16 protein-coding genes are annotated in these 26500 nt (G+C 74.5%); 13 read left to right on the top strand and 3 right to left on the bottom strand.

Annotated features, from left to right (window positions below):
* Positions 1-437: 437 nt before the first annotated feature.
* The 3 genes from WMF27_RS09735 to WMF27_RS09725 are packed head-to-tail and all read left to right on the top strand — an operon-like array spanning position 438 to position 4428.
* Positions 438-2888, top strand: coding sequence for a hypothetical protein (locus tag WMF27_RS09735; protein ID WP_437769202.1), 2451 nt, complete (start codon positions 438-440; stop codon positions 2886-2888).
* Positions 2885-3499: a hypothetical protein gene (locus WMF27_RS09730; protein ID WP_437769203.1), complete on the top strand. Its 615-nt coding sequence runs from the start codon at positions 2885-2887 to the stop codon at positions 3497-3499. Before WMF27_RS09735 ends, WMF27_RS09730 begins: the two co-directional genes overlap by 4 nt.
* Positions 3496-4428: an HTTM domain-containing protein gene (locus tag WMF27_RS09725; RefSeq protein WP_437769204.1), complete on the top strand. Its 933-nt coding sequence runs from the start codon at positions 3496-3498 to the stop codon at positions 4426-4428. The genes WMF27_RS09730 and WMF27_RS09725 overlap by 4 nt, the downstream gene beginning before the upstream one ends.
* A 25-nt stretch (positions 4429-4453) precedes the next feature.
* On the opposite strand, the gene WMF27_RS09720 is transcribed toward WMF27_RS09725, so the two are convergent.
* Positions 4454-4981 carry a hypothetical protein gene (locus WMF27_RS09720; RefSeq protein WP_437769205.1) on the bottom strand — a complete coding sequence of 176 codons (528 nt, stop codon included), beginning with the start codon at positions 4979-4981 and terminating at the stop codon, positions 4454-4456.
* Positions 4982-5047: 66 nt separating this feature from the next.
* On the opposite strand from WMF27_RS09720, the gene WMF27_RS09715 reads away from it, so the two are divergent.
* Entirely contained in the window at positions 5048-5413 is a 366-nt protein-coding gene (locus WMF27_RS09715) for a hypothetical protein (protein ID WP_437769206.1), read from the top strand.
* 148 nt (positions 5414-5561) lie between these two features.
* Positions 5562-5954 (top strand): hypothetical protein, encoded by a 393-nt coding sequence (locus tag WMF27_RS09710; protein WP_437769207.1) that lies wholly within the window; start codon positions 5562-5564, stop codon positions 5952-5954.
* Between the two features lie 108 nt (positions 5955-6062).
* Here the strand turns inward: WMF27_RS09710 and fbaA are convergent, their stop codons facing one another.
* A complete protein-coding gene (fbaA, locus tag WMF27_RS09705; RefSeq protein WP_437769208.1) occupies positions 6063-7136 on the bottom strand; it encodes a class II fructose-bisphosphate aldolase in 1074 nt (357 codons plus the stop codon).
* A 212-nt stretch (positions 7137-7348) separates the two neighbouring features.
* Here fbaA and WMF27_RS09700 point away from each other — a divergent pair, with 212 nt between their 5' ends.
* Entirely contained in the window at positions 7349-7759 is a 411-nt protein-coding gene (locus WMF27_RS09700; RefSeq protein ID WP_437769209.1) for a nuclease A inhibitor family protein, read from the top strand.
* 9 nt (positions 7760-7768) lie between these two features.
* Here the strand turns inward: WMF27_RS09700 and WMF27_RS09695 are convergent, their stop codons facing one another.
* On the bottom strand, positions 7769-8776 hold the full coding sequence (locus WMF27_RS09695) for a DNA/RNA non-specific endonuclease (protein ID WP_437769210.1): 1008 nt from the start codon (positions 8774-8776) through the stop codon (positions 7769-7771).
* 127 nt (positions 8777-8903) lie between these two features.
* Between WMF27_RS09695 and WMF27_RS09690 the strand changes: the two genes are divergently transcribed.
* From WMF27_RS09690 to WMF27_RS09660, 7 genes are all read left to right on the top strand, one after another.
* Entirely contained in the window at positions 8904-11393 is a 2490-nt protein-coding gene (locus WMF27_RS09690) for a TonB-dependent receptor plug domain-containing protein (RefSeq protein WP_437769211.1), read from the top strand.
* A 600-nt stretch (positions 11394-11993) separates the two neighbouring features.
* A complete protein-coding gene (locus tag WMF27_RS09685) occupies positions 11994-12995 on the top strand; it encodes an alpha/beta hydrolase (RefSeq protein ID WP_437769212.1) in 1002 nt (333 codons plus the stop codon).
* A 125-nt stretch (positions 12996-13120) separates the two neighbouring features.
* On the top strand, positions 13121-13417 hold the full coding sequence (locus WMF27_RS09680) for a DUF2288 domain-containing protein (RefSeq protein ID WP_437769213.1): 297 nt from the start codon (positions 13121-13123) through the stop codon (positions 13415-13417).
* Between the two features lie 36 nt (positions 13418-13453).
* A complete protein-coding gene (locus tag WMF27_RS09675) occupies positions 13454-14353 on the top strand; it encodes a WGR domain-containing protein (protein WP_437769214.1) in 900 nt (299 codons plus the stop codon).
* Between the two features lie 224 nt (positions 14354-14577).
* Positions 14578-17442 carry a hypothetical protein gene (locus WMF27_RS09670; RefSeq protein WP_437769215.1) on the top strand — a complete coding sequence of 955 codons (2865 nt, stop codon included), beginning with the start codon at positions 14578-14580 and terminating at the stop codon, positions 17440-17442.
* Complete coding sequence (locus WMF27_RS09665) at positions 17439-24314, top strand: HEAT repeat domain-containing protein (RefSeq protein WP_437944075.1); 6876 nt, start codon at positions 17439-17441, stop codon at positions 24312-24314. The genes WMF27_RS09670 and WMF27_RS09665 overlap by 4 nt, the downstream gene beginning before the upstream one ends.
* Positions 24311-26200 (top strand): SWIM zinc finger family protein, encoded by a 1890-nt coding sequence (locus tag WMF27_RS09660; RefSeq protein ID WP_437944074.1) that lies wholly within the window; start codon positions 24311-24313, stop codon positions 26198-26200. The genes WMF27_RS09665 and WMF27_RS09660 overlap by 4 nt, the downstream gene beginning before the upstream one ends.
* Positions 26201-26500 lie beyond the last annotated feature (300 nt).

The raw sequence follows: 26500 nt of genomic DNA, 5'->3' as shown, positions 1-26500 counted from the left end.
GATTCCCCTCCGCCCGTCGCTCCGACCTCACGAGACACGCCCGCATCGATCCCGAGGACCCCATTGCACCCGAGGCACGCGCCCATCAAGAAAGCCGCTCCACCCGCCCTGATGGCGAGCTTCATTGCTGTCCCCGTACCCGCACGAGCGGGCTTTCCCTTTGAAGCCATTTCCGTGTCCCTCTGCGCACGCGTTGACGACTCCGGCGCAATCGACTCATCCTGATCCTATCATCCCCCGCCGCAAGGGACGCTCCGTCCGAGCGGCGAACCGGTCGATGCTGGCCCCGAACCGCTCCAGCGTCGCCCTTCTCCGCTCCGCGGTGCCCCCAGGCGCCACGGCCCCCCGGTACCCCCCGGCACTCTCCGGCGTGGGGCCCCGATCGCCTCGAACCCCGGGGGTCCTCGGCCGCCCATCGTGATAAGCGTCGCCGCACCATGCAGGCGCCCGACACCGATCCCCCCCCGCCCTCGGAGCCGCTCCAGGACGGCGCCCCCACGGCCGAATCCCCCACGCTCGCCAGCCGCGGCATCGCTTCCCCGCGCCCGCCCGCGCACCGCTGGGCCGTCGGGCTGCTCAGCGCCCTGCACGCCCCCGTCTTCGCCTGGGCCGCGCTCTCCCTCCCCTTCCGGCCGTGGACGCTCTTCGCCGTGGTCACCGCCGCGCTCGCGCTGCTCCACGCCGCGACCGCCGTCCTCTCGCTCCTCCCCCACCCGCTCGCGCCGCGCGCCTTCCGCGCGACGTCGTTCTGCTCGCTCGGCTACCTCGCCTTCCTGAGCTTCGGGCTCCTCTCCTCCGCCGTCTACGTCGCCTCGCTGAACCGCGGCCTCGGCACCGGCATCGCGGCAGCGCTGCTCGCGGTCTGGGCGGTCGTCGCGCTCCTCACGCTGCCGTTCGCGTGCTGGGGCGTCGCCTCGACCGGCGGCCTCCGCCTGCTCCGCGCGAAGCGCCGGCCCTCGCCCGCGCTCGCCGCGCTCGCCGCGCTGGTCGTCCTGGCCGCCCTCTCGCTGCTCTTCCGTCACCGCGTCGCCAAGGCCGACGTCGTGCCCGTGCCGGGCGGCGCGCCGTCGCGCACCGGGGCGGCGCTGCGCGAGGCGCTCTCTTCCTTCGACGCACTCCCTCCGCCGCCGCCGCCGCCGGCCAAGGCGCCCTCCCTCATGACCAAGGCGCCGGCCGCGTGCGCCGCGCCCCCGGAGCCCGGCCGCCCCACCCTCGTCGTCACCCACCTCGCCCCCGGCCGCGACCCCGAGCGCGCCGCCGTCACGACCCGCTGCCTCCAGCCCGCGCCGGGCGAGGACGCCGCGGCGGCGCTGCGCACCGCGCTCGCCGAGGCCCTGCGCGGCCCGCTCAAGATCGACGTCGTCTCGGCCACGCAGCCGCTCGCCTCCCCCGGCCCAGGCCTCGACGGGCTGTCGCTGCGCCCCGGGCTCGACGGCCTCTGCCTCGCGGAGCGGTGCCTCATGCCGTGGCAGCTCATCGCGCTCGACGCGTTCAACACGAACGCGCCGCTGGCCGGCGTCCCCGACTTCCGCTTCGGCGTGGATCTCGCGGTCCTGCGCCGCGCCCTCGGCGAGCCGGAGCCGCCCGGCGGCCCCACCGCCGGCGGCGCCGCGCTCCGGGACGGCCTCGTGCGGATCGAGACGCTCAGCTACGCCGTCGACGCCGAGGGCGCGCTCCACCTCCTGTCGCGGATCGGGGAGCCGTCGGTCCCGCTCGCCGAGGCGACCGCGCAGCAGGCGGCGGCCGCCGCCCAGCGCTACATCCTCGGGGCGCAGCGGAAGGACGGCATGTTCCGCTACATCGTCGACCCGTTCACCGGGCGCGCCTCGTTCGACGGGTTCTCGATCGCGCGGCAGGCCGGCACGACGCTCGCCCTGTGCGAGCTCGGGGTCGGCGCCGAGGGCGTGCCCACGTCGCCGGAGCTCGCGAAGGTGGTGCAGCGCTCGCTCGGGCTGCTCGCGAAGCTCGAGCGCAAGGCCGGCGAAGGCAGCTCCGTCGGCGCGCTCTTCTACCCCAAGGACAGCCCCGGGACGATCGCGGGCCTCAACCCCACGGCGCTGAGCCTTGTCACGTTCCTCACGTGCCGCGACGCGCACGGAACGCACGACGCGCTCATCGGGCGGCTCGCCCGCATGGTGCTCGCGACGCAGCGGGACGACGGCGGGTTCGCGCCGCAGCTCGACCTCGCGCGCATCGCGCCCGTCCTCGGCCCGACGCAGCTCTACGAGGGAGGCCAGTCGGTGCTCGCGCTGACGCTGCTCGAGGCGCTCGCCGCCCGCGAGCCGAGCCCCGAGTACCCGCCCGCGGCCGCCGTGCGCGCCGCCGTCGATCGCGCCATGGACTACTACGCGAACCGCTACTGGGACCATTTCGCCAGTGATTTCGTGTACATGGAGGAGAACTGGCACTGCCTCGCGGCGCGCGCGGCGCTCGGGCACCACCGCCGCGACGACTACGAGCGGTTCTGCCTCGATTATGTCGCGTTCAAGTCGCGGCTCGTGCTCGACGAGGACAGCGAGGTGACGCCCGATCTCGTGGGCGGGTACGGGTTCGGCAACGTGCTGCCGCCGCACAACACGGCGACGGCGGGGTTCGGCGAGGCGCTGGCCGCGGCGATGGCGGTCAAGGAGGCGCGCGGCGAGGACCTCGCGCAGGACCAGGCGCTGATGCGGCGGGTGCTCGGGTTCCTCGTGCGGCAGCAGTGGTCGCCCGCGACCTGCTTCGCCTGCAGCCGCGACGTGGTCATCGAGGGCGGCTTCAGCGAGAGCATGGCGTCTCCCCGGATCCGCATCGATTACGTGCAGCACGCCTGGGCCGCGCTCGGCCACGGGGGCCGGATGCTCGGGCTCGTGCCAGGGCGGAGCGCGCCGGCGGCGGGGCCTCTGTGAGCGCGGGCGGCGAGGGAGAGGCCGTCGCGAGCGCTGGCGGCGAGGGAGAGGCCGTCGCGAGCGCTGGCGCCGGCGGTGGATCGAGCCCGCGCGGCGGCGCCGGGGGCGCCGGGGGCGCCGGGGCCGGCGGTGGATCGAGCCCGCGCGGGGCCGCTCGCTTCGGCGAGCGCCGGGCGTACGCGTACGGCGTGACCGCCGCGTTCCTGCTCCTCATGCTCGCCCCGCTGTTCCGCCGCCCTCCGGTCGACAGCTTTCCGCTGTCGACCTACCCGATGTTCTCGTGGGGCCGCCACGACGCGCGGACCGCCGTGGAGCGCGCCGTCGGCGTGGACTCCCGGGGCGGGCGGCGGCCGATCCCGCCGCGCCTCGTGGGCAGCGAGGAGGTGCTGCAGGCCAAGGCCACGCTGGCGCAGAGCATCCGCCAGGGCGCCCGCGCGGCCCGCGCGCTCTGCCGCGGCATCGCGTCGCGCGTCGCGGCGCAGGACGGCTACGCGGATGTCGTCGCGGTCGAGCTCCGGACCGACACCTTCGATGCCGTCGCGTTCTTCGAGGGGCAGGAGGCCCCGATCGACGCCAAGCTCCACGCGACATGCAAGGTGGGCGCGCGATGAGGCGGCTCCTTGCGCGGCTCGACCGCGCCTTCTTCGCCGAGGCGCCCGCCGAGCGGCTCGCGCTCTTGCGGCTGCTCGTGGGCGCCTTCGCCCTCGTGTACCTCTGCGCCCGCGCGGTGCACCTCCAGCGGGTGGGCCACCTGCCTCCGGGGAGCTTCAAGCCGATCGGGGTGAGCTCGGTGCTGTCCGCGCCGCTGCCTCTCTGGGCGGTGCGCGGCCTCATCGGCGCGGCGATCGCGGCCGGGGCTGCCTTCGTCGCCGGCTACCGGTTCCGCGTCGCCGGTCCGCTCTTCAGCGCGCTCCTGCTCTGGGTGCTGACCTACAGGAACTCGTGGGGCATGGTGTTCCACACCGAGAACCTCCTCGTGCTCCACGTCATCGCGTTGAGCCTCGGGGCCGCGGCGGACGCGCACTCGCTCGACGCGCGCGCCGCGCGCCGCGCCGGCACCCCGGCGCCGGCGCCGGACGGCCGCTATGGCTGGCCGATCCGGCTGCTCTGCGCGATCACGGTGATGTCGTATTTCATCGCCGGGGTCACGAAGCTCCGGAACAGCGGCCTCGACTGGGCGACGAGCGATATCCTCCGCAACTACATCGCTTACGACAACGTCCGGAAGATCGCGCTCGGCGACACGCACTCCCCGCTCGGCGGCGCGCTCGTCCGCTACCGGTTCCTGTTCCCGCCCCTCGCGCTCGCCAGCCTGGCGATGGAGCTCGGCGCGCCGCTCGCCCTGTTCAGCCGGCGCGTCGCTGTCGTCTTCTGCGGCGCCGCCTGGCTCTTCCACCTCGGCGTGCTGCTCACGATGGCGATCCTGTTCCCGTATCCCCTGCTCGGCATCGCGTTCGCGGGGTTCTTCGAGCTGGAGAAGATACGCGATCTGAGGCGCCCGCGCCGCGTGAACGCAGCCATTAGGCACGGGAGGTCGTGAGGGGCGCTCCCGGGCTCGCGCGCCGCTACGAGCGCTCGCTCGGCTCCTCGTCGAACGGCTCGCACACGAGATAGACCTTTTTCCCGCTCGGATGGATCGCGAGCGTCGCGTAGCGCGGGCAGGCGAAGCACTCCCGCGCGTCCAACGTCGCCGCCCGCCGCGGGCAGCGCACCGTCCGTGGTTCGGTGCCACCCCCCTCGACCTCGATCCACACCAGCTTGTCCGATTCCACCAGATGACAGGCCATGGCGTCCTCCTCCCGCGGCCATCCGCCGATGAAAGGCGGTTTGCAATCATCGAGCCGGAAGATGTCGACCCGCGGCGCCGCCATGGCGAGCCGCCGGGACCGCACCCGGATCGCGCCTGTTGCCACCGATTCCCGTGCTTCTTCACGGCTCCTCACGCCGTCGCTCGGCGGCGGGGCGGGCCGCTGCTCCTCGCCCCGGGTCCCGGGGCGCACGCCCTGCGCCGGCAGGCGCGCGGAATGCACCAGCGATGAAACAAGGAACGGGCCCTGCCGCGCCGGCTGGGCCCACGCCTCGGCGAAGCGCATGGCGCACCCCTTGCTGCGTCGTATGTGCTGCGGTGGGCGCCGCAGCGCTCTTCACAGGGGGTCGCGATGGCTGACTGGCTCGTCGTGCTGCTGGCGGCTGCTGGGGGCGTCGTGGCGTTGATCGCCGGGACGAGGCACCTGCTCGCCCGGCGGCATTACCACACCTCGGAGGTCACCCTGGTCTGTCCACGGACCGGGGCTCCCGTGCGGTGTCGGATTGTCGTCGACGGGCGCTCCGAGCAGCCCGTCGAGGTCGCACGCTGCTCGCTTCTCCCCGGCGGGCGGCCCACGTGCGACCAGGACTGTGTGAAGCTCCTGAACCTGGGCATCCGGCTCGCGCCCGTCGAGCCCGCGCGTCCACAACGAACCCACGAGCGCCCTGACGCGGGCGGGCCCGCCGCAGGCGAGGAGCCCGGCCCGCCCTCGCCCTGACGCGACCGGGGGATCGCGGCGCGCAAGGCGTGCGCTGCCCCGCACTCCCTGCATCACGCAGCGCGCCGGGCGGCCCGTCGCCGCCCGGGAGCCGTGATGGCACATCGCGTGCTGTCATCGCGGAAGCATGGCTTTCCAGACACCGAACATGACGACCCGCTCCTCGGCCAACCTGCCGATCGCGATGGTCCTCCTGGGGACTGGCTCCCTGCTGTGGATCCGCGCCGCGCTGCGCACGCCGGGCGCGCTGGACATGACCCCCAGCGTCGACGGCTGTCTCACGGTGGGGATCGTCGGCGTGCTGCTCGCGTTGCTTCACGGCATCACGTACCCGACAGCGCTCCTGTCCATCGCGGCCCCGATCGCCCTGGTGCAGTTCCTCGCTACCGGGGGTTCGGGCGTCGCTTTCCTGCCCGTGCTGGGGATCGAGCTCACCGCGCTCGGCCTGTTCGGCCTGCCGCTCTCCCGGCTGCCTCGCCGCCGCCCTGCGGCGACCGCGCCGGCGCGCTCGCTGAGCGCGGCGCACTCGTCGCCCTCGTGAGCAGCCAGCCGCCGGTGGGTTGAACGACGCGCCGCGATGTCGCCGCGGCGAGTACAGGCGTCGCTCCGGCCCCGCCCGCGCGAGCGGGGCCGTCGCTTTCGCCGCGGATCAGAACTCGAACTTGTCGAACGAGTTCAGGTCCTTGCACGCCTCGACGAGGCGCGCCGCCACGCCCTTCTCGCCGAGGTGGAGCCAGCCGCGCGGGTCGATGTACTTCTTGTTGGGCTTGTCCTCGCCCTCGGGGTTGCCGAGCTGCGACTTCAGGTAGGCGCCCTTGTCGTCCATGTACTTCTTGATGGGCTGCGTGAAGGCCCACTGCGTGTCCGTGTCGATGTTCATCTTGATGACACCGTAGGACACCGCCTCGCGGATCTCCTCGCGCGTCGAGCCGGAGCCGCCGTGGAACACGAAGTCGACAGGCTTCGGGCCCGTCTTGCGCTCCTTCTGGATCGCGTCCTGGGAGTTCTTCAGGATGGGCGGCCGGAGCTGCACGTTGCCCGGCTTGTAGACGCCGTGCGTGTTGCCGAACGACGCGGCGATCGTGAAGTTGCCGATCGGCTTCAGCGCGTCGTACGCGGCGAGCACCTCCGCGGGCTGGGTGTACAGCTTGGAGTTGTCGATGCCGCTGTTGTCGACGCCGTCCTCCTCGCCGCCCGTGACGCCGAGCTCGATCTCGAGCGTCATCTTGAGCGCCGCCATCTGCCGCAGGTACTTCTGGCAGATCTCGAGGTTCTCGTGGAGCGGCTCCTCGGACAGATCGAGCATGTGAGAGGAGAACAGGGGCTCTCCGTTCTTCTCGAAGAACCTCTTGCCGTGCTCCAGCAGGCCGTCGATCCACGGCAGGAGCTTCTTCGCGGCGTGATCGGTGTGCAGGATGACCGGCACGCCGTAGGCCTCGGCCAGGTTCCGCACGTAGTGCGCGCCCGCGACGGCGCCCGCGATGGCGGCCTTCTCACCCTTGTTGTCCAGGAACTTGCCGCCGAAGAAGTGGGCGCCGCCGTTCGAGAACTGGATGATGATAGGGCACTTGGCCTCTCGAGCCGCCTGGAGCGCGGCGGTCGTGCTGTGCGAGCCGATCACGTTCACGGCCGGCAGCGCACACTCGACGCTCTTCATGTACTCGAACAGCTCCTGAAGAGCGGAGCCAGTGATCACGCCGGGCTTGAGCTTCATCTTGGACATGGCACCTTGAATCCTTGTTCCTTGCTCGGGTCTCGCCCGAGCATGCAACGCGGCGAAGGAAAGCGGAAGGGCGGATCGGATCCGCAGGGCGGGCGCGGTCCGGGTACCATCGCCAAAGCCCAGGGAGCAAGCGGATTCTCCGCTGGCTTCACGGTGGAATGAACCCCCCACGGCGAGCTCGCTCTCGCCGAGCAGCCCGCCCGGAGATCCGCATGCAGGCCTCATCCATGTCGCCCGAAGAGCTCCTCGCATCCCTCGCGGAGGCCGCGCAGGGCCTGCTGTTCCCCAGCGAGTCCGATCACGAGCTGCGCCCGTTCCGGTCGCGCGGGGACGCGTCCTCGCCGGCCGCGCTGCTCGAGGCCGAGGGCCTCGACGCGGCGACGCCGGTCGAGGTCACGACGGCGAGCGACCTCTTCGCGCCCGTCATCGACGTGCCCGGGGACGCCGGCGACGCGGCGCTGGCCGAGGCGGGGCGGTACCGGCGGCTCGTGGACCTGCTGGAGCGCCACCTGACCGACGTCCGGGTCTACCGCGTCGGGCGCGTCGCGATCGATGTCTACGTCCTCGGCCGCCATCCGTCGGGCGCGTGGCTCGGCCTCGTGACGAAGGTCGTCGAGACCTGAGCGCGCCGCTCAGCGGCCGCCGGCGGGCCCGTCGTCGACGCGCGCCTCGAGCGTCCGCTGCGTGGCCTCGGGGAGGGCGGTCATGAGGTCGTAGCCCGCGCGCCGCTCGATCTCGTCCACCGTCGTCCGGTACTGCCCCCAGCCCCGATCGAGGATGCCCGCCTCGTTCGGCATCACCACCGCGATGACCCGCGTCGCCGGGCCGATGTCGCCGGGCCCCTGCCCCGGCTCGAGGACCACGGCGACCTTGAAGAACGCGTCCGGCACGGCGACGCCCTTGCCGATGGTGGCGGCCGGGAGCTCGCGCTCGTCGAAGAGGCCGCCGGCGATCAGGAACAGCACCCGCCGCTCCTTCTGCGCGAGCTCCTGGCACGCCTCCTCGAGCCTCAGCCACGGACCGGCGTTGAGCTCGTGCCGCTGCGGCAGGATGTTCGTGAGGAGGAACGTCGCCTTGTTGTCGTCGGGGGTCCGCGTCCGCTCCTCGGAGCGGACCATGTGGCCTCGATCGAAGCCGGAGCCGGTGTAGTCGTCGTGCTGCACGCGGTACCAGCCGTCCGGCAGCGCGCTGTCGGCCAGGAACTTGCCCCGATGGCGGGGCACGTCCCCGAACGACGCGGCGTCGAGCCGCCAGCCGACCCAGTTCGCCACGTTCCTGGAGCGGTTGTAGGAGAGGGCGTACTGGGGCTTGATCATCAGGTGATCGTCGGACGCGTCGGCCCGCGCGGCGCGCGCTCCCGTGCGGGCCGGGACGCCGAGCTCGAGATGCGGGCTCGGCGCGGGTGGGCGCGAGGAGGGCGCGTCCTTCGGCGGAGCGCCCTTCGGCGGCGAGACGCTGCCGGATCGGCCGGGCGTCGGCGATGGCCTGGAAGGGCGGTCGCCGCCGAGGTCGAGGCCGAGCTCCTCGAGCCCGCGTTCGAGACCGCACTTGACCCCCACCGCGCTGAGCCCGGTCACGAGGAGCGCGACGAGCACGCGCGAACCCGAGAACTTCTGCTGTCGCTTCCTGTTCGAGCCCACGTCGGCGCTGCCAGCTATCTACGGCAGGGACGGCGCGGTCGTCCAGCGCGACGTCGGCGAGGCGCGCAGCGCTCGGCCCGAAAGGCGCGTCGGTACGTTTTGCTTGAGCGTGCCGCCGCGACTCTCCATGGTTTCCAGCGAGCCGATGGAGGAGCCGGAGCACAGCGATCTGCGACGCCGGACGACGCGCGGCTCCGCGGCCGTCGCGGTGGCCGCGGCGACCGGCGCCCTCGTCGCCTTCACCGACGGCGAGGCCACGGCGGCTCCCGCGCAGGAGCATGCCGCTGCGGCGCCCGCGGCGGCCACGCAGGGCGCCCGCGTCACGATGCCGTCGCCGCTCGGCCCCACCGAGCCGCCCTACCCGCCCGGCGGCGTCGGTGATGCGACCGTGGTCGCCCGCATCACGGTGCACGCGGACGGCACCGTGGGCGCGGTCGAGGTGGAGGGCGAGGAGCCGTTCGCGAGCGCGACCGCGCGCGCGGCGCCGTCGTGGCGGTTCGAGCCCGCCCGGCGCGACGGGCGGCCCATCGGCGCGCGCGTCCTGTTCGCCGTGAGGTTCCGCGATCCTCGCGCCGCGGCGCCGGCCGCGCCTCCTGCCGCGCCCGCGGGGCCCGCGCCGCCCCGCGGGAGCGTCGTGACGGTGCCGCCCTCGCCGCCGGCCGCCGCGCAGGCCATCGACGTGGTGGTGGTGGGCGAACGCGCGGCGCCGATGACGACCTCGATGACGCGCGAGGAGGTTCGCCAGGTGCCCGGCGCGTTCGGCGATCCTTTCCGCGCGATCGAGGCGATGCCCGGCGTGACGCCCATCGCGTCCGGCGTGCCGTACTTCTTCGTGCGCGGCGCGCCGCCCGGCAACGTCGGCTACTTCGTCGACGGCGTGCGCGTCCCGCTGCTCTATCACGTGGCGCTCGGCCCCAGCGTGATCCACCCGGCGCTCGTCGAGCGCGTCGATCTCCACCCCGGCGGCTTCCCGGCCCGCTTCGGGCGCTACACCGGCGGCGTCATCGCCGGCGAGACCCGGGAACCGTCGCGCCTGCTCCACGGCGAGGCCAACCTCCGGCTCTTCGACGCCGGCGCCCTTGTCGAGGCGCCCTGGGCCGACGGCCGCGGCACCGCGCTCGTCGGCGGGCGCTACGCTTACCCGGGCGCGCTCCTCGCGCTCTTCTCGCCCGGCGTCGAGCTCGGCTACTGGGACTACCAGGCGCGCGTCACCTACGACGCCTCGCCGTACGACCGGGTCGGCCTCTTCGCCTTCGGGTCGCACGACTACCTCGCCCGGATCGAGGACGACGGCGACACGGACGTGGTGCTCGCCGGCGACTTCCACCGGCTCGACCTCCGCTACGACAGGCTCTTCGCGCGCGGCGGCCGCCTCCGGCACGCGATCACGCTCGGCCACGAGGAGAGCGAGAACCAGGACGGGGAGCGGGCGGGGCGCGCCCGCCTCCTCGGCGCGCGCGTGGAGCTGTCCGCGCCGGTCTCCGAGCGGCTGACGGCGCGCGCCGGCGCCGACGCGCAGCTGGAGCGGTTCGACATCGACATCCGCGAGAACGACGGCGACTTCCCGACCCGGAACGACAGGGCGCTCGCGCGCCTCTTCACGAGCCGGGAGGACCTCGCCGCGGGGCTCTGGGCCGACATCGTCGTCCGCGCCGCGCCCGGGTTCGAGGTGATCCCGGGCCTGCGCGGCGACCTCTTCGCGTCCGGCGGCGCGACGAGGGCCACGGTGGATCCGCGGCTCGCGACGCGGCTGCAAGCGACCCCGCGCGTCGCCCTGCTGAGCGCCTTCGGCGTGACCCACCAGCCGCCGAGCTTCCTCGGCGCGGTGCCCGGCCTGCAGGTGGGCGGCCTGCGCGGCGGCGTGCAGACGGGGCTGCTGGCGAGCGCCGGCGTCGAGCTCCGCCTCCCCGGGGAGATCAAGGCCACGATCACCGGGTTCCGGGGCGGCTTCTTCGACCTGAGCGACGCCCTCGGCAACCGGCCTCCCGGCACCGACGCCGGCCTCGCGCAGCGGGCCGAGCTGCGCGGCGCCGGGAGCACCCATGGCCTGGAGATCCACGCGCACCGCAGCCTGTCGAAGCGCATCGGAGGGTTCGTGTCCTACACCCTCTCCCGCTCCGTCCGCCATGTCGGCCGGGAGAGCTTCGACTCGGCGTTCGACCGCCGCCATGTGCTCAACATGGCGGCCGCGGTCGACGTGGGCCGCGGCTGGAAGCTCGGGGCCAGGGCGGTGTTCTACAGCGGCATTCCCATGACGGTCGATTACGACCTCTGGGACAACGACGGCGTCGACGGGCAGCGCCCGGATGGCAACGACGACCGCCCCGACACGGAGCAGGACATCCGGCGCCGCGAGCGGCAGCGCGAGCGGATCGCCCAGGTGGTCCGCCGGCTGAGCCTGCCGGAGCGGCTGCCGGCGTTCTTCCGGCTCGACCTGCGGCTCGAGAAGCGGTGGATCCTCCGCGAAGGACGGACCCTCTCGCTCACGGTCGAGGTGCTCAACGCCACCGCAGGAAAAGAGACGCTGCAATACGAGTGCTCGCTCCTGCGCGGATGCGAGCCGGAGACGCTCGGACCCATCCTCCTACCGAGCATCGGCGCCGAAGCGACCTTCTGAGCGGTATTGACGTCATCGCGCCGCGGGCAGCGCTCGCGCTCACCAGCGGCGCCGCGGCTGCGCGCCCGCGCCGCGCCGCGCCGAGGATCGCCGGGCTCACCCGTGCACCCGCGAGCACAATGCAGTAGAGCCACAAAAATCCCATATCGATTCATCGGACGATCTCCGTGCCGCGATGGCGTCTCCTGGCCATGACGCCCGGCAAGAGCGGTAAAGCACGGGGAGATTTGTTCGCCAGCACAGAAGCCGTCATGAGGACGCCCTCCCTGGCACATGTGCCGTGACCGGCAGCCGGCGTCACCCCTCATGCAAAGCATTGCGGCATCACGCAAAGACTCGTGCAGCGTCCACTCCTCACGACGGGCCTCGAGGGCCCGGCGAGCCCACGGTCAACGCGCTGGAGACCAAACAGCGCTCCGAAATGGCGGCGAACGGCGGCGCGGGCGGAGATCGTGCGCTATCCTGTTGACGTAGACGCTTTCTGGTCCAATGTTTGCGAACATGGCGTGGCGGCGCTGGAGCTGAGAGACAACTGGATATCGCACCGCGATAGACGTTGCCTCACCTCCAATCACCTGCCGTAACCATGAGGGTCAATTCATGAACTTGTATTATCGCGCACTCAGCACGGTACTCTTCTCGGCGACGCTCGCGGCCGCCGCGCTCTCTTCGGGCGATGCCGAGGCGTCGTCGTCGAGGCAGCCCACCAAGGTCGAGCGCCTGGTGTTCCCGGTGACCCTCTCCGACGGCAACACGTACGACGTCGTCGGATACCTCTACTATCAGGGTCAGACCAAGTACCGCCCCCTTCAGGTGCTCGTCCACGGCCTGACCTACACGCACGAGTACTGGGATCTCCCGTCGTTCGGCGGACACGATTACTCCTATGCCCGGCACATGGCGAAGGAGGGATACGCCGTCCTGGCCCTCGACATGCTCGGGGCCGGAGAGAGCAGCCGGCCCGACGGCGACTTCCTCGATCTGGCAGAGACCGCCGACAGCGTCCATCAGATCATCACCGAGATGCGCACGCCGGGCGGCGTCTACAGGACGCCTTTCACGCGCGTCGCGCTCGTCGGTCACTCGAACGGCGCCATCATCAACACGTTCGTTCAGAGCACCTACAATGACGCCGACGTCCTCGTGAACACCGGCCTGGCCTTCACGCCGCACCCGATCCCGGTCCCCCCGGAGGCGATCTCCGCGCTGCTGCAGACGCCCTATATCGCGATCCCGCCGGAGATGCGCACCGCCATCTTCTACGACACAGCGAACGCGAACCCGGCGCTCATCGATTTTGACAACGCCACCATCGCCGACACGTCCACGCGCGGGCAGTTCCTGAGCCTCCTCGCCGTCTCCGAGGACCCGACGCTCGCCGGCATCGACGAGGTGACGAGCCCGGTGTTCATCCAGTTCGGGGAGACGGACGCGCTGCAGCCGGCGTCGTACGTGGACTCCGACGCGGCGCTCTATGCCAGCGCCGAGAGCGTCACGACCGCGATCGTCCCCGACACGGGCCATATCCTGAACGGCCATCGCAAGGCGCGGGTCGGCTGGGAGCAGATCGACTGCTGGGTCCACCACAACATGGGCTGGTAAGGCGCGCTCGGAGCCCCGGGCAGCGCCGCCTGCCCGGACCGCCGCGGCCGGCGGCCGCCGGCCTCCCTCGCCCGGGCGGCGGCGCGCAGGCTTGGCGGCCGCTGTCCGGGGCCTATGCTGCCCCCATGCGCGAACAGCTCGCCAAGACGCTCGGGGAGGTCTTCTGGACCGATCTCCGCACCCATACGGTGCGCGACGCGGTCATCGTCGTCGCCGCCGATCTCGACCTCCTGGACGTCGGCGAGGCCATGGCCGCGAACGACACGGCCGCTGTGGAGGCCTGGATCGCGGCCGGCAAGCTGACCAAGCCGACGGCCGCCGATCTCGCGCGCTGGCCGCAGCAGCATGATCTGCGCTTCCTGTCGCTCGTGGTCGCGCCGTTCGTGCTGATCCGCCAGCCGCCCTCGCCGCCGCCCTCGTGAGGCGCGCCGCCAGCGCGACGTGATATCGTCGCCCGCATGCGCCGGTTCGAGTTCGTGCAGGGGACGAGCGCCAAGTTCTGGATGGCCGACGTGGACGACACGACCTTCATCGTCGTCTACGGGCGGCTGGGGACCGCCGGGCAACGCAAGGAGAAGGCGTTCCCCACGGCGGAGGCCGCGCAGCGCGAGTGCGACAAGAAGATCGCGGAGAAGCTCAGGGAGGGCTACCAGGAAGTGGCCGCCGCGGGCGGCGCGCCCGCCGTCGGCGCCCCCGCGGCCGGCGCCGGTGCGGCCGCGCCCCCGCAGCCGCCGAAGCTCGATCTGCCGCCGCGCGTCCAGCCCGGCGAGGCCACCGAGGCGCGGCGCAAGGCCGCCGTCCACGCCCTCGCCGCGGTCTCGGCCGCGCGCGGCCGGCGGAGCTGGGTGCTCGGGCGCGCCGTCCGACGCGCCCGCCGGGCGCTCGAGTCGCTCGGCGGGCTCGATCCCGCGACCGACGGGGCGCTGTCCGCCGCGCTGGACGCGCTCCTCGACCGCGTCGTCGCGCCGAGCGCGCGCGATCGCCTGCCGCTCGTGCGCGCGATCGAGCTGCTCTCGGAGCTCGACGCCGCGGCGTTCGCGCGCGCGGTGCGCGACACCTGGAAGGCCCCGCCGGCGGCCTCTCCTGCCGCCGGAGCGCTCGCCCTCCTGAAGCGGCAGCTCGAGGAGCTCGACGATCCCGAGCTCGGCCTCCGGCTCGGCGCCCTGCTCGTCGATCGGCCGCACCACGGCTCGATGAGCGCCGAGGCCGGGTGGGCGCGGCGCTGGAAGGCGCTCTCGCCGCACCTCGAGGCGCACCTCGCCCACCGCGGGCGCTCGCTGAAGGACCTCCTCGCGAGCATCGACGCGGGCGGCGACCCGCACGTCGCCGAGCGGGTGGCGCGGATGCGCGCGGCGTGAGCTGCTCGGCGTGAGCTGCTCGGCCTGAGCTGCGCGTCCGGCGCGCGCCTCGAGGCCAACGCTCCGGGCGCCGCGCGGCACCCCGGCATCGGCGAACACGCCCCACCCACAGGCGCACACCGCGGGGAAGCGACGACGCTTCCGTCATCGTCAGATCGACTCTGGCTTGACCTGCACCGCGGGGCTCGCGATTCTCCCAGGCCATCCCGCCGCGGGAGGGCGCCTTGACGAGCTCACCGAACCCGATCGACATCGCGAACGTCAAGCAGCTCGCCACGAGCGGCTCACCCACCCTGGCCGAGGCCGTCGAGGCGTACCTCGAGCAGCCGGATCCCAGACCGGAGACGCCGCCACGCGAGGGGACGCTCACCTTCGCGGCGTTCCTGCAGCTGCTCTCTCGCGCGCAGGGCATGCGCTCCCCGGAGCAGCGGCGAGAGCAGTCGACCGACGCGTGGAAGCGCTTCCTCGCGCAGGTCGACGCCGCGCCGCCGCCGCGGCTCGAGCTCGCGGACCTGCTCGTGCGCATCTACGAGGAGGGCACGGACGCAGGGCGCAGCGCGCTGCGCGACATCGCCACGAGCGCGCCGCTGGTCTTCGGCGCGTGGGGCGGGCTCAAGCGCATCTACAAGCTGGCCGAGGCGCGGCTCGACGCGGAGCTCTTCGGGGCGCTCGCCTTCCGCTTCGACGTCGAGCTCTCCCGCACCCGGCGGCGCGAGGTCTCCAAGGGCACGTTGATCTACATGCGCCGCCGCGCGTGGCGCTTCCTGCGCGAGCTCGGCCGGAGCACGCCGGAGCTCTACCCGCAGTTCGCGGTCGAGGTCCTCCGCCACTACGCGCCGGGCACGAGCTTCGGCGACCTCTGGGTCGCGAACCACGTCTGGGCGCACGGCACGGGCAAGTACGACGGGCGCTCGTTCCACGGCAACGTCCCGCCGAACGACATGGTGAAGCACCGCGCCTTCGACGAGGCGTGGAAGCGATCGCCCGATCCGCTGATGCTCCTGCTCTCGGCCTGCCAGGCCGATCCGCCGGCCAAGTTCGCGATCCAGGGGCTCAAGAAGGACTTCGCCGACACCCTGCGGAGCGTCACGCCCGCGTGGCTCTCGCGCCTCGCGTACCGGCCGCTCGCGAGCGCGCACGAGTTCCTGATCGAGACGCTGCTCGGCTCGCCGGAGCTCCACCAGAGCAAGCTGCGGGGCCTCGGGCTGCACGACGCGGCGCTCGCGCTGCTCGGCTCCCCGAGCGCGAAGGCGCGCACGTTCGCGATCGAGTACGCCCGCGCGCACGCGACGGACCTCGACCCGGAGCGCCTCGCCGCGCTGCTCGACTCCGAGCACAAGGACACGCGCGCCTTCGCGGCGTCGGCGCTCCAGGGCAAGAGCCCGCGCGCGCTCGGCCACGCGTTCCTGGGGCGGCTGCTCACGCACAGCGAGACCGAGGCGTGGGCCAGCAAGGCCCTGAGCGAGAGCTTCGACCGCGCCGAGCTGCCCGAGGGCTTCCTCATCGACATGCTCTACGGCGAGTCCGAGCAGAAGAAGTGGGCCGCCGCGTACTTCAAGGCCAAGTACCGGCCCGGCGAGCCCGGGGCGGGCTTCTGGGTGCGCGTGCTCGACGACCCGCGCCACGAGGACGACTACCAGGCGACGAAGTCCGCGCTCGACGCGCTCGGCAAGTACCCGATCGCGGCGATCGGGACGCCGTGGCTGCTCGGCGCGCTCACGCGCAAGCGCCTCGGGTCCACGGTCGCGACCTGGCTCCAGAAGGCCGACGCCCTGCCCGACCTGACGGCCGAGGGCGTCGAGCGCCTGAAGGGGCTCGTCTTCAGCGGCGAGACGCGCGCGGTCGCGCTGGAGGTGCTCGGCAACCCGAAGATCGTGTCGCCGCGGCAGCTCACGCTGCCCTGGCTGCTCGCGCTCGCGCGGCGCGCCGATCCGACGCTGAACGGCTTCGCGCGCCGCTACCTCCTCTCGCACATGAAGCCGCAGGACTTCGACGCGGGGCAGGACGCGAGCGGCCGCGGCGACCGCGAGGCGGGCACGGCGAGGCTGTTCGCGCTCGCGCTCGGCGAGAAGGAGCCCGAGCCGATGCGCGCGTTCGCGCAGACGTACCTGCGCTGCCACCACCCGGTCCTCGGGCCCGAGCAGGGCGAGGCCAAGGAGCTCGAGCTGAAGCCGGCGCTCAAGCGAGGCGCGTTCACCGCCGAGCGCATCTGGCCCGCGCTCTCCGACAAGCGGGACGACGTCCGGCGCTTCGCCGCGCTCGTCACGCGCGCCGAGCTCCGGGCGTGGGGCTACCAGACCCGCGTCTACGAGCTCGCGCACAGCGACGCGAAGGAGGTGCGCAACATCGCCTTCGACGCGCTCCGCAAGGTCGGCGATCCGTCGGCCGATCCGGCGATCGCGCTCACGCCGGAGGAGCTCGATCCGGCGCAGGTCTTCGCGCTCACGGAGAGCCTGAAGAAGAGCGCGCGCGAGCTCGGCCTCTCGCTCATCCTGAAGCACTACGCGCGGCTCGGCGGCCCGGAGCGCCTCGGCTGGCTGATGCAGAGCGCCGACCGCGAGGTGCGCCTCTTCGCCGTGCGGATGCTCTGGGAGAAGCACCGGCCGCGCGATCTGCCGCCGGGCTGGCGGCCGCGCGGCGCGCGCGGAGGCGACGCGCGCCCCGCGGCGGAGCTGCCCGAGGACGCCGGGCGGTTCGCGGACGTCGAGGCGCTCCGGCGCTTCCTGCGGTACGTGCTGTCCGGGATCCCCGCGGGGAGGTCGCCGGAGCCGGGCGACGACGCGGGCTCGCGCAGGCGCCTCTCGGCGAGCGAGGCCAAGCGGCACGTGATCGAGGTCGTGCGCGATCTCGCGGTCGAGGACGCGGCGTTCGCGGCGCTCGTCGCCCCCGTCATCGCCGAGTTCACCGGGTCGATCGCGAAGGGCGAGTGGCAGGCGTGCCTGGCGGCGCTCCTGCGGCTCAGGCACGCGCACCCGGGGCTCGAGATCGAAGGCCTCGAAGCGGCCGGCGAGGGCCGGGCGCTCCCCGGCGTCGGACAAGCGGCCGGCGAGGGCCGGGCGCTCCCCGGCGTCGGACAGGAGACCGCATGAGCCACGCGATCGGCCATTACGAGAAGGTCCGCGCGCTCGCGATCGGCCCGCGGCTCCTCGCGGTCGGCGGCGTGCGCGCGCCGGCGCCGGGCGAGGCGCGCGGGACGCGCGAGACGCAGACCGCGCCATCCCCCGCCGGCGCGAGCCAGGTGACGCTGTTCGATCACGTGGCGAACAAGCCGGTGCGCTCGATCGACGTGCCCGCGCACGTGCTGGGCCTCGCCTTCGCGGGCGATCTGCTCGCGGCGGCGTGCTCCGACGGGGCGCTGCGCCTCGTCGCGGGCGGCGTGGCCGACGTGCGGGCGATCGACGCGCACCCGGGCGGCGCCACGGCGATCGCCGCGGCGCCTTCTGGCGCGCGCCTCGCGACCGTGGGGGTCGACGGCGCGCTGCGGGTGTTTCGCGTCGGCGAGGCCGCCGGCTCCCCTGCCCCGCAGCCCGGCGCCGCGGTCGAGATCGCGTCGTTCGCGCTCTCGGCGGCGCCGCTCCGCGCCGTCGCCTTCGATCCCGCCGGCGAGCTCTGCGCCGCGGCAGGCGACGACGGCGTCGTCCGCGTGGTCACGCTGTCGACGGGCGCCGTCCGCGACATGCCGGGCCACGACGGGCCGGTCACGGCGCTCGCGTTCACGCCGCGCGACGGGCGGCTTGCGTCAGGCGGCGACGACGGCACCGTGCGCCTCTGGTACCTCGTCGGCGACGTCGAGTGCGAGGTGCGCGGCGCGGACGGGAGCGGGCACGCGGGCGGCGTCCGCGCGCTCCTGTGCCTGCCCACCCCGCCGCCGCAGGAAGACGGCAAGGAGAGCGGCGACCGCCTGCTGTCCGCAGGCGCGGACGGCGCGATCCGCATCCACCGGCTCGAGGACAAGCGCAAGCCCCGCACGCTGGAGACGAGCGCGCTGGCGCTCCACGCGCTGGCGCTCGCGCCGGCCGCCGCGCGCAAAGGCGCGCGCGGGCAGGCCGCCCGCGGCGGCGCGGACGCGAAGGACGGGCTCGGCGCCGTCTTCGCCGCAGGGGACCGGCGCACCGTGTGGCGCTTCCCGATCGACGCCGCCGGCGCGCCCGCGGACGGCACCGCCGAGCTCGCGCACGGCTTCGATGTCCTCGCCCAGGCGCTCTCGGGCGCGCGGCCGGCCCGCGAGAGCGCCGTCAAGACGCTCGCCTCGCTCGACGAGCCCGAGGCGCTCGAGGCCGCGCTCTCCGCGCTCCGATCGGACCGCGACGCCGAGGTGCGCGCGCTCGCCGCCCGCGAGCTCGGGGCGAAGGGGCGCCGCGGCGCGCGCGCGAAGCTGCGCGAGGCGCTCGACGACGAGAGCCCGAACGTCCGCATGGCCGCGCTCGAGGCGCTCCGCGCGATCGAGCGCGACACGCCGCTCGCCCCGCTCCGGGCGGCGCTCGACGCCCGCGCCGCGGACGTGCAGCGCCGGGCGCTCCTCGAGCTCAGGAAGCTCTACGGCAGCTCGCCGCTCGTCCCGGGGCTCATCGCCGAGAAGCTCGCCGGCCGCGACGCGTCGGTGCGGCTCACGGCGCTCGACCAGCTCCAGCAGATCCACCCGGACGGCCCGCAGCCGCTCCGCGCCGCCTTCGAGCGCGGCCCGGCCGACCTCCGGGTCGAGGCGCTCATCCGGGCGGCCCTGGCCGGCTGGCTCTCGGCGCCGAAGTTCGCGCCGATCGCGGCGCGCGCGCTCGACGACGAGGACGCCGAGGTGCGCCGCATCGCGTTCGCGGCGAAGGTGATCGAGCGGCGCGCGCTCGCCCACGCGCTCGAGGCGCGCGACGAGGACCTCGGCCGCGCGGCGATCGACATCGCGCGGCGCGCGGCCGAGGTCCTGCGGCGCGCCGGCGCGGGCGGCGCGGAGAAGCCCGCGGCGAACGCGAAGGATGGGGCGAAGGACGGCGCGAAGGCGGCCGACGAGGCGGCCATCAAGGCGGCGCGCGCCCGGATCCCCGGCGTGGGCAGCCCGGGGGCCGAGCCCGCCGAGGCCGACCTCGAGCCGCTGCTCACCGCGATGGCGTGCCGCACGCCGGACACGGCGGTGCGTGGGGCGCGCGGCCTCGCGCAGCTCGGCGACACGCGCGCCCTCGGCGCGCTGCTGCAGCTCACGCGCGAGCAGGACCCGTCGCTGCGAAGGCAGGCGGCGACCGCGCTCGCCGAGCTCCGGGACACCCGCGCCGAGAAGCGGCTCATCTGGATGCTCGACGACGCGGACGGCGCGGTGCGCGCCGCGGCGCTCGACGCCTACGCGCGGCTCCAGCCGTCGGCCCCGCTCACCGTGGCCGAGGCGTCGCTCCGCTCCTCGCAGGAGGACATCCGCGTCCGCGGGCTCGACCGGCTCGTCGCGCTCGCCGGCGAGGGCAAGGGACCGAGGCCGCCCGAGGCCGAGGCGCTGCTCGCCGACGCGATCGAGGACGAGTCGCCCAAGGTCCGCCGCGAGGCGTTCCGGACGCTCTGGTCGTGGCACGCCTCGGATCCGCAGACGGCGCTCGACCGCGCCCAGCTCGCGCGCTTCCCCGACCTGCGCCTGCGCGCCGTCGAGGAGCTCAAGGCGCACGGCGAGCAGCCGTGGGCTGCGGAGCGGCTGCACGCGGCCATCGGCGACCGCGACGCGAGCGTGGCCCAAGCCGCGTACGACGCCGTCGTCAAGCTGCGCGGCAAGGAGGCCGCGGAGCCGCACCTCGCCGCCATGGCGTCGATCCACCCCTCGGTCCGGGAGAGCGGCGCGCGCGGGGCCGCGCACCTGCCGGCGGGCGACGACGCGCGCAACGCCCTGCTCCGGCTGCTCGCCACGCGCGTGCCGGTGGGCGAGGCCGCGCGCAGCGCCCTGAGCAAGCTGCTCGAGGACGAGCACGCGGGGCCGCGCACCGCCGCGATCGAGGCGCTCGACAAGCTCCTGCCAGGCGAGGCGGGGCCGCTCCACATCGGCCTCCAGTCGAGCCACCTCGACCTCCGGGTGCGCGCGGCCGAGCTCTGCGCCGTCCGGCGCGACGAGCAGCTGATCAACCCGATGCGGGCGCTCCTCGCCGATCAATCCCTCTTCAAGCAGCTGCCGATCCAGGTCCTCGGCCCGCTGCGCGCCCGCGCCGCGACCGCGCTGGCGACGCTCGGCTCGCCGCGCCTCGTCAAGTACTTCGCCACCGAGCTCCTCAAGGACGAGTACCCCGACGTGCGCGAGCAGGCCGCGCGCGGGCTCGCGATGGCCGCCCGCCGCGGCGAGGAGGGTTACCTGCTCGACGCCATGGGCCACGCCGACGTCGCGGTGCGGTCGTGGGCCGCCGACGGGCTCGCGCGGCTCGGCGACGTGCGGGCGCTGCCGGTGCTCACGGGCACGCTGCGCCACGAGCACCCGCCCATCCGCGTCGCCACGATCATGTCGTTCGCGGCGCTCGGGCCCGAGGGCTACGGAGGCATGCTGCAGGGCCTCGAGGACAGCTCGCGCGAGGTCCAGGAGATCGTCTTCGCGATCGTGCTCGCGCGCGACCTCAGGGCATTCCGCCGCGGCGACCCGCCGGATCTCCTGACGAGCGCGCTCTCGTCGCAGCGCTCCGACGTGCGCTTCGCCGCGGCGCGCGCGCTGGAGCTCCGCATCGATCCGGAGGCGTACCTCGCCCACCTCATCGAGGCGCTGATGCCTCCGCGCCCCGACACGGCGGAGCAGGGCCGCGCGGCCGACGGCGAGAAGCCCGCCGGCATGAAGGACTGGCCGCCCGAGGTCGCGCGCGGGCGCATCCTCGTCGGCCTCGCCGAGGCGCTCGCCAGCGACGACCCGCAGCAGCGCTACGCGGCCGCGCAGGTGCTCCGCATCCGGCGCAAGCCGGTCGAGTACTTCCGCGAGGCGAAGCGCGTGGCCGCGCTGCGCCCCGCGGGCGCCCACGTCGTGGCGGACACGACCCCGCGCGCCGCGGAGGAGAGCGACACGAAGCCCGCGAAGGGGTGGCTCCGCCGCCTCTTCGCGCAGCCCGAGCCGAGCGGGCAGAGCGGCCAGAAGCAGAGCGACAAGCCGGCCGGCGACGCGGTCCCGGAGGGCGAGCAGCGGCGGCTGCGCTGGCTCGCGTTCGGCGCGTACATGGGCCTCCTCCGGCAGGTCTCGGCGGGCGACGACGAGGCGCACCGCACGCGCCGCGACGCCATCGATCGCATCGTCGACGTCTGCGCCAAGGGGCACGTCAGCAGCACGGCGGCGGTCCCGCCGCTCGTCCGGGCGCTCGACGACCCGCACCACCTCGTGCGCAAGGCGGCGTTCGCGGGGCTCAAGGCGCTCTTCCCCGCAGGGGCGGGCGAGCCGCTCGCGCTCGGGCTCGCCTCGGCGTCGGCCGACGTGGCGCGGACCGCGCTCGACGAGATCGCCGCGCGGGGCGGCGACGCCCGCCCCGAGATCGTGCGCGCGCTGAGCTCCGCCCTGCCCGACGTGCGCCGCTACGCCTTCGAGCTCCTGGAGCGGCTCTCTCCGAAGGGCAGCCTCGACCCGCTCCTCGCGGCGCTCGGCAGCGAGCACGCCGACCTGCGCCTCGGCGTGCTCGAGCGCCTCGCGTCGTCGAGCGATCCGCGCATCGTGCCCGCCCTGTGCCGCGCGATGGAGAGCGATCACGACGACCTGCGCCTGCGCGCCGCGGAGCTCCTCGCCCGCAGCCGCGACGATCGCGCGGTCGACGTGCTCGCGGCGTTCCTGCGCGAGGGCGCGGCCGCGCCGGCGGCGCTCGCCCGCAAGGCGCTCGTCGCGCTCGCGAGCGACGCGGCGGTGCGGGCGCTCGCGGCGCGCATGGATGAGGCCGCCACGCCGGCGGACCGCGCCGCGCTGGCAGGCGCGCTCGGGAGCACGCGGAACCCCGCGGCCACCGCCCCGCTCGCGGCGCGCTTCGACGACGAGGCGGCCGAGGTCCGGAGCGCCGCGCTCAAGGCGTGCCTCGAGATCGTCGACAAGGGGCGCGAGCGCGAGAAGCGCGAGACCGCGCTCGCGCTCGCGTTCCTCGCCGCCGCCGCGCGCGCGAAGGACCCGGCGCTCCGCCTCGCCGCGGCGCGCGAGCTCGATCTCGGCGACGATCCCGCGCAGAACGACCTCTTGGTCGCGCTCTTCGCGGATCGCGATCTCCCCACGCGCGTCGCGGCCGTGACCTCGTACGCGAAACGCGTCAAGGACAAGGGCGCGCCCTCGGGGCCGCTCGAGGCCGTGCTGCGCGCGGGCGCGCGCGAGCTCGTGCTGCCCGCCGCGGAGGGGGTGGCCCAGCGGGGCCTCGCGTCGGCGCTCCGGCCGCTCCTCCTCGTCGTGCGTGCGGGCGAGCCCGGGGAGCGCGAGCGCGCGCTGCTCGCGCTCGGCACGCTCGGCGACGCCCGCGCGCTGGAGGAGCTCGAGGCGGTGGCCGCCGGCGGCACCAAGGAAGCGGCAGTCAACGCGGGTCGGGGGTCGGCGTCCGCCGCCCCCTCCGTCGAGCCCAGCATGCAAGCCGCCGCCACGGAGGCGCTCGGCCGCATCGCCCCGAAGCTCGGGAGCGCCGAGCTCCGCAAGCGCGCCTCGGAGCGCGTCGAGCAGGCGCTCCACGCGGACTCCATCGATCTCCGCGAGTCGGCGGCGAAGGGCGTGCGCTGGCTCGGCGGCGAGCGCGCCCGCGTGCTGCTCGAGGAGCTCGTGCGCGCCGGCGACACGCCCGACAGGCTCCGCGTCGTCGCGGTGAGCGAGCTCGGCCTGCTCGGCGACGGCGCGGCCGAGCCCGCGCTCGCCCGCGCGCTCGACGCGCGGAGCAGCGAGGTCCGCAAGAACGCGCGCAAGGCGCTGGAGAAGCTCTTCCCTGGCGAGCGGACGCGCGTCGAGCTCCTCGCGGTCGGGAGCGAGCACGACGACATCGCGGGCCCGGCGGCGAGCTACCTCGCCGCGGAGGCCGACCCGGCCGAGCTCTTGCCCCGGCTCGCGGCGCTCAAGGACGAGGACCTGCGGCAACGCCTCGCCATGGGCCTGCTCCGCCGCGGCGCGCTGCCGGTGGCCGCGCTCCTGCGCATGCTCGAGGACGAGCGCGCCCCGGCGCGGCAGGAGGCCGCGCGGCTCATCGCCGCCGGCACCGTGGCCGGCGATCGCGGGGCCCTCGCGGGCGCGCTCGCCGCCGCGGCGCAGCGCACCGCGGAGCGCTGGTCGGCCGCGCACGGCGACGAGCGCGGCGCCGAGGCCGCGGCGTGGCGCGAGCTGCTCTGGGCCGCGGGGCGCGCCGGCGCGACCGCGATGGCGCCCGCGCTGCGCGCGCTCCTCTCGAACGACAGCGCCCCCGGCGAGGTCCGCCGCGAGGCCGTACGCGCCCTCGGCGCGCTCGAGTCGGCCGCGAGGTCCAGAGGGGCCGCGCCGCCCGCGGGCGCCGTGGAGGCGCTCACGGCGGCCCTCGAGGACATGGACGCCGGCGTCCGGGCCTCGGCGTCGGCCGCGCTCGCCGCGCTCGCGCCGGACGGCTCGGCCGCGATCGCCGTGGCGGTGAGGCCGTTCGACCCGGTCGCCTTCGGGCCGACCGCGCGCGTCGCCTCGCCCGAGGCGCTCGCGGCGCTCGCCGCGACCGAGCCGGGCCGGCGCCTCGCGCTGCCGTCGATGCTCGCGCGCCACGACGCCGCCGCGCTCGCCCCGCTGATCTCCCTCGCCCGAGGCAGCGGCGGCGACGCCTCCGCGCGCCTCGACGCCATCGCGGCGCTCGGCCGCGCCGGCGGCGAGCGCGCGCTCGAGGCGCTCGCCGCGCTCGCCTTCGACAAGGAGAAGGCCAAAGAGAAGGCCGACGTCGCCGTCCGCAAGGCCGCGTACCGCGCGTACCGCCGCGCGAAGCGCAAGGCGGCGGATCCTCGCGCGGCGCGGCTCGCGGCCGCGCCCTCCCCCGCATCGCCCGAGACCCCCGAAGGAGTCAACGCATGACGGCCGCACTCGCCCGCCCGATCCTCCTCCGGTACGCCGCCCCGAGCGAGCTCGCCGCCGCCCCGCTCCACACGAGCGTGCGCCTCTCCCTCGACGGCGCCCGCGGCCCCGTCGGCGTGCGCGGCGCCGTCCGCGACGCGGCGCTCTTCCGCGACGCGATGGCCGCGCTGGCGACCATCCTGGAGAGCGATCTCCGGTACAAGGGCCGGGATCGGACCGCGTACCTCGCCTACCTGATGAAGCAGGGCAAGAAGGCGACGGCGGCCATCTGGGAGGCGCAGAAGGCGTTCCTGGAGGGCGCCTTCCCCGACGACGCGGCGACCCAGGGCGACGGCTCCGCCGCGAAGCCGAGGGCCTCCGGCGCGCTCGATCCCGTGCTCACGGTGCACCCGGACGAGGTCTCGATCGAGGTCTTCTCGCGCGACGAGAGCGCCTACGCCCGGCTCGCCTTCTCCAGCGACCTCTTCGAGGGCCGCGAGGCCGCCCACGGCACCGCCTTCGTCGATCTCTCGCCGCGCGTCGTCGAGCAGATCGATCGCCTGCGCGCCTACGCCAAGGTAGAGCTCGACGCCGGCGCGGCGCGCGGAGACGCCGCGGCGGCGCGCGCCGCGCCGATCGAGCGCGCGCTCGAGGTCCCGACGACCTGGCTCCGCGGCTTCCTGCAGGTGCAGTCGGCGGCGACGCTCCCCGCGGTCTCCTGCGAGCTCGCGCCGATCGATCTCTACAACGCGCTGTTCGTGCTCCGCACCCGCAAGGCGAAGAAGCCGCCCCGCGGCCTGCGCTTCGAGCTCGTCCCCGGCAAGCCGCCGCGCCTCATCCTGGAGCCCTGGGAGATCTTGATCGAGGGCCACGGCCCTCCGTACGAGGGCCCGCCGCGCGTGGTCCGGACCTTCGGCCGGCAGCGGCTGCTCGCGCTGTCGCGGCTCCTGCCGCACGTGCAGCGCGTGCGCGCCGAGCTCCGGGGCCCCGGGCTGCCGGTCTTCTGGGTGCTCGATCTGGGCCGCGCGACGCTGACGATCGCGCTCACGGGCTGGACCGACAGCAGCTGGGCCAGCGCCGCCTCGTTCGACGCCCTGATGCCTCGCGAGGGGAAAGGCGGCGACAAGGCGCGCGCGGCGCTCGACGCGCTCGCGGCCAGGCAGATCGCCCTCCTCCGCGAGCGGGGGCCGCTCCCGCTCGCGTCGCTCGCGGCCGGCGGAGGCGCCGAGGACGCCCGCGCGGCGCTCCAGCTCGAGTGCCTGCGCGGCCGGGTGCTCTATGACGTCGCGCGCCGCGTCTACCGCCCGCGCGAGCTGTTCGCCGATCCGGTGGACGAGCGCGACATCCGCTACAGCTCGCCCCGCGAGGCCGCGGCCCACCGCCTGCTCGGCGCGCCCGGCGCGGTGAGGCCGACCAAGGTGCACGAGATCGCCGGCGAGGGCACCGAGATCCACGGAGAGGTCGCGGACCGGGAGGCGCGCCGCGACTTCGCGCCGCGGTTCACGATGGATCTCGAGGGCCGCGTCTCCGACGCGTGGTGCAGCTGCCCCACGTTCCGCCGGAGCGGCCTCCGCGAAGGCCCGTGCGAGCACATGATCGCGCTCCGCGTCGCCTACGCCCGCGAGCGCGCCGAGCGGGACGCCCTGCGCCAGACGGCCGAGGGGCGGTCGCTCATCCGCGCCGAGACGCGCACGTACGTGCGGCGCGAGGCCTCGGGCGCGGAGGTCGTCTACCGTGTCTCCCTCGACGACCGCGTAGTACACCTGTCGTGGGGAGCGCGCGCCGAAGCGCCTCGACACCAGCGCATTTGGTTTGACACGGACGGCGAAGCGCGCGACGCGTATTTCAAGAGACTGGATGTGTTGACGTCCTCTGGGTTCGTGGACGCCGACGCGTCGTCTGCATGAAGAAGGGGAAGGAGGTCAAGAGAAAGACATCGATCGTGTTGCCAGGAGAGGTTCTGAACGCACCAGCCTCCGCGCCTCGAGCGTAGGAGCGGCGCCGCGCCGCTCTGGAGGAACCGCCAGTCACTCTCCGCAAGGTAGCCTGTTCTTGGTTCTCTTCGGCTAGACCGGCCCTACGGCGCGGGGAGAGCTGAGACAACCTCGCAAACGCCGTTTCTCCCCGCGCCGTAGGGCCGGTCTAGCCGGAGAACCGGTGAGGCTACCGTGCACCAAGCGACGAAGGTGATGCGCTTGGAGCCTCTC

Source organism: Sorangium sp. So ce281 (genome assembly GCF_051527395.1).
GTDB lineage: Bacteria > Myxococcota_A > Polyangia > Polyangiales > Polyangiaceae > Sorangium > Sorangium cellulosum_B.
The sequence above is the reverse complement of the archived record's forward strand: the minus strand, read 5'-3'. Positions and strand labels throughout refer to the sequence as shown.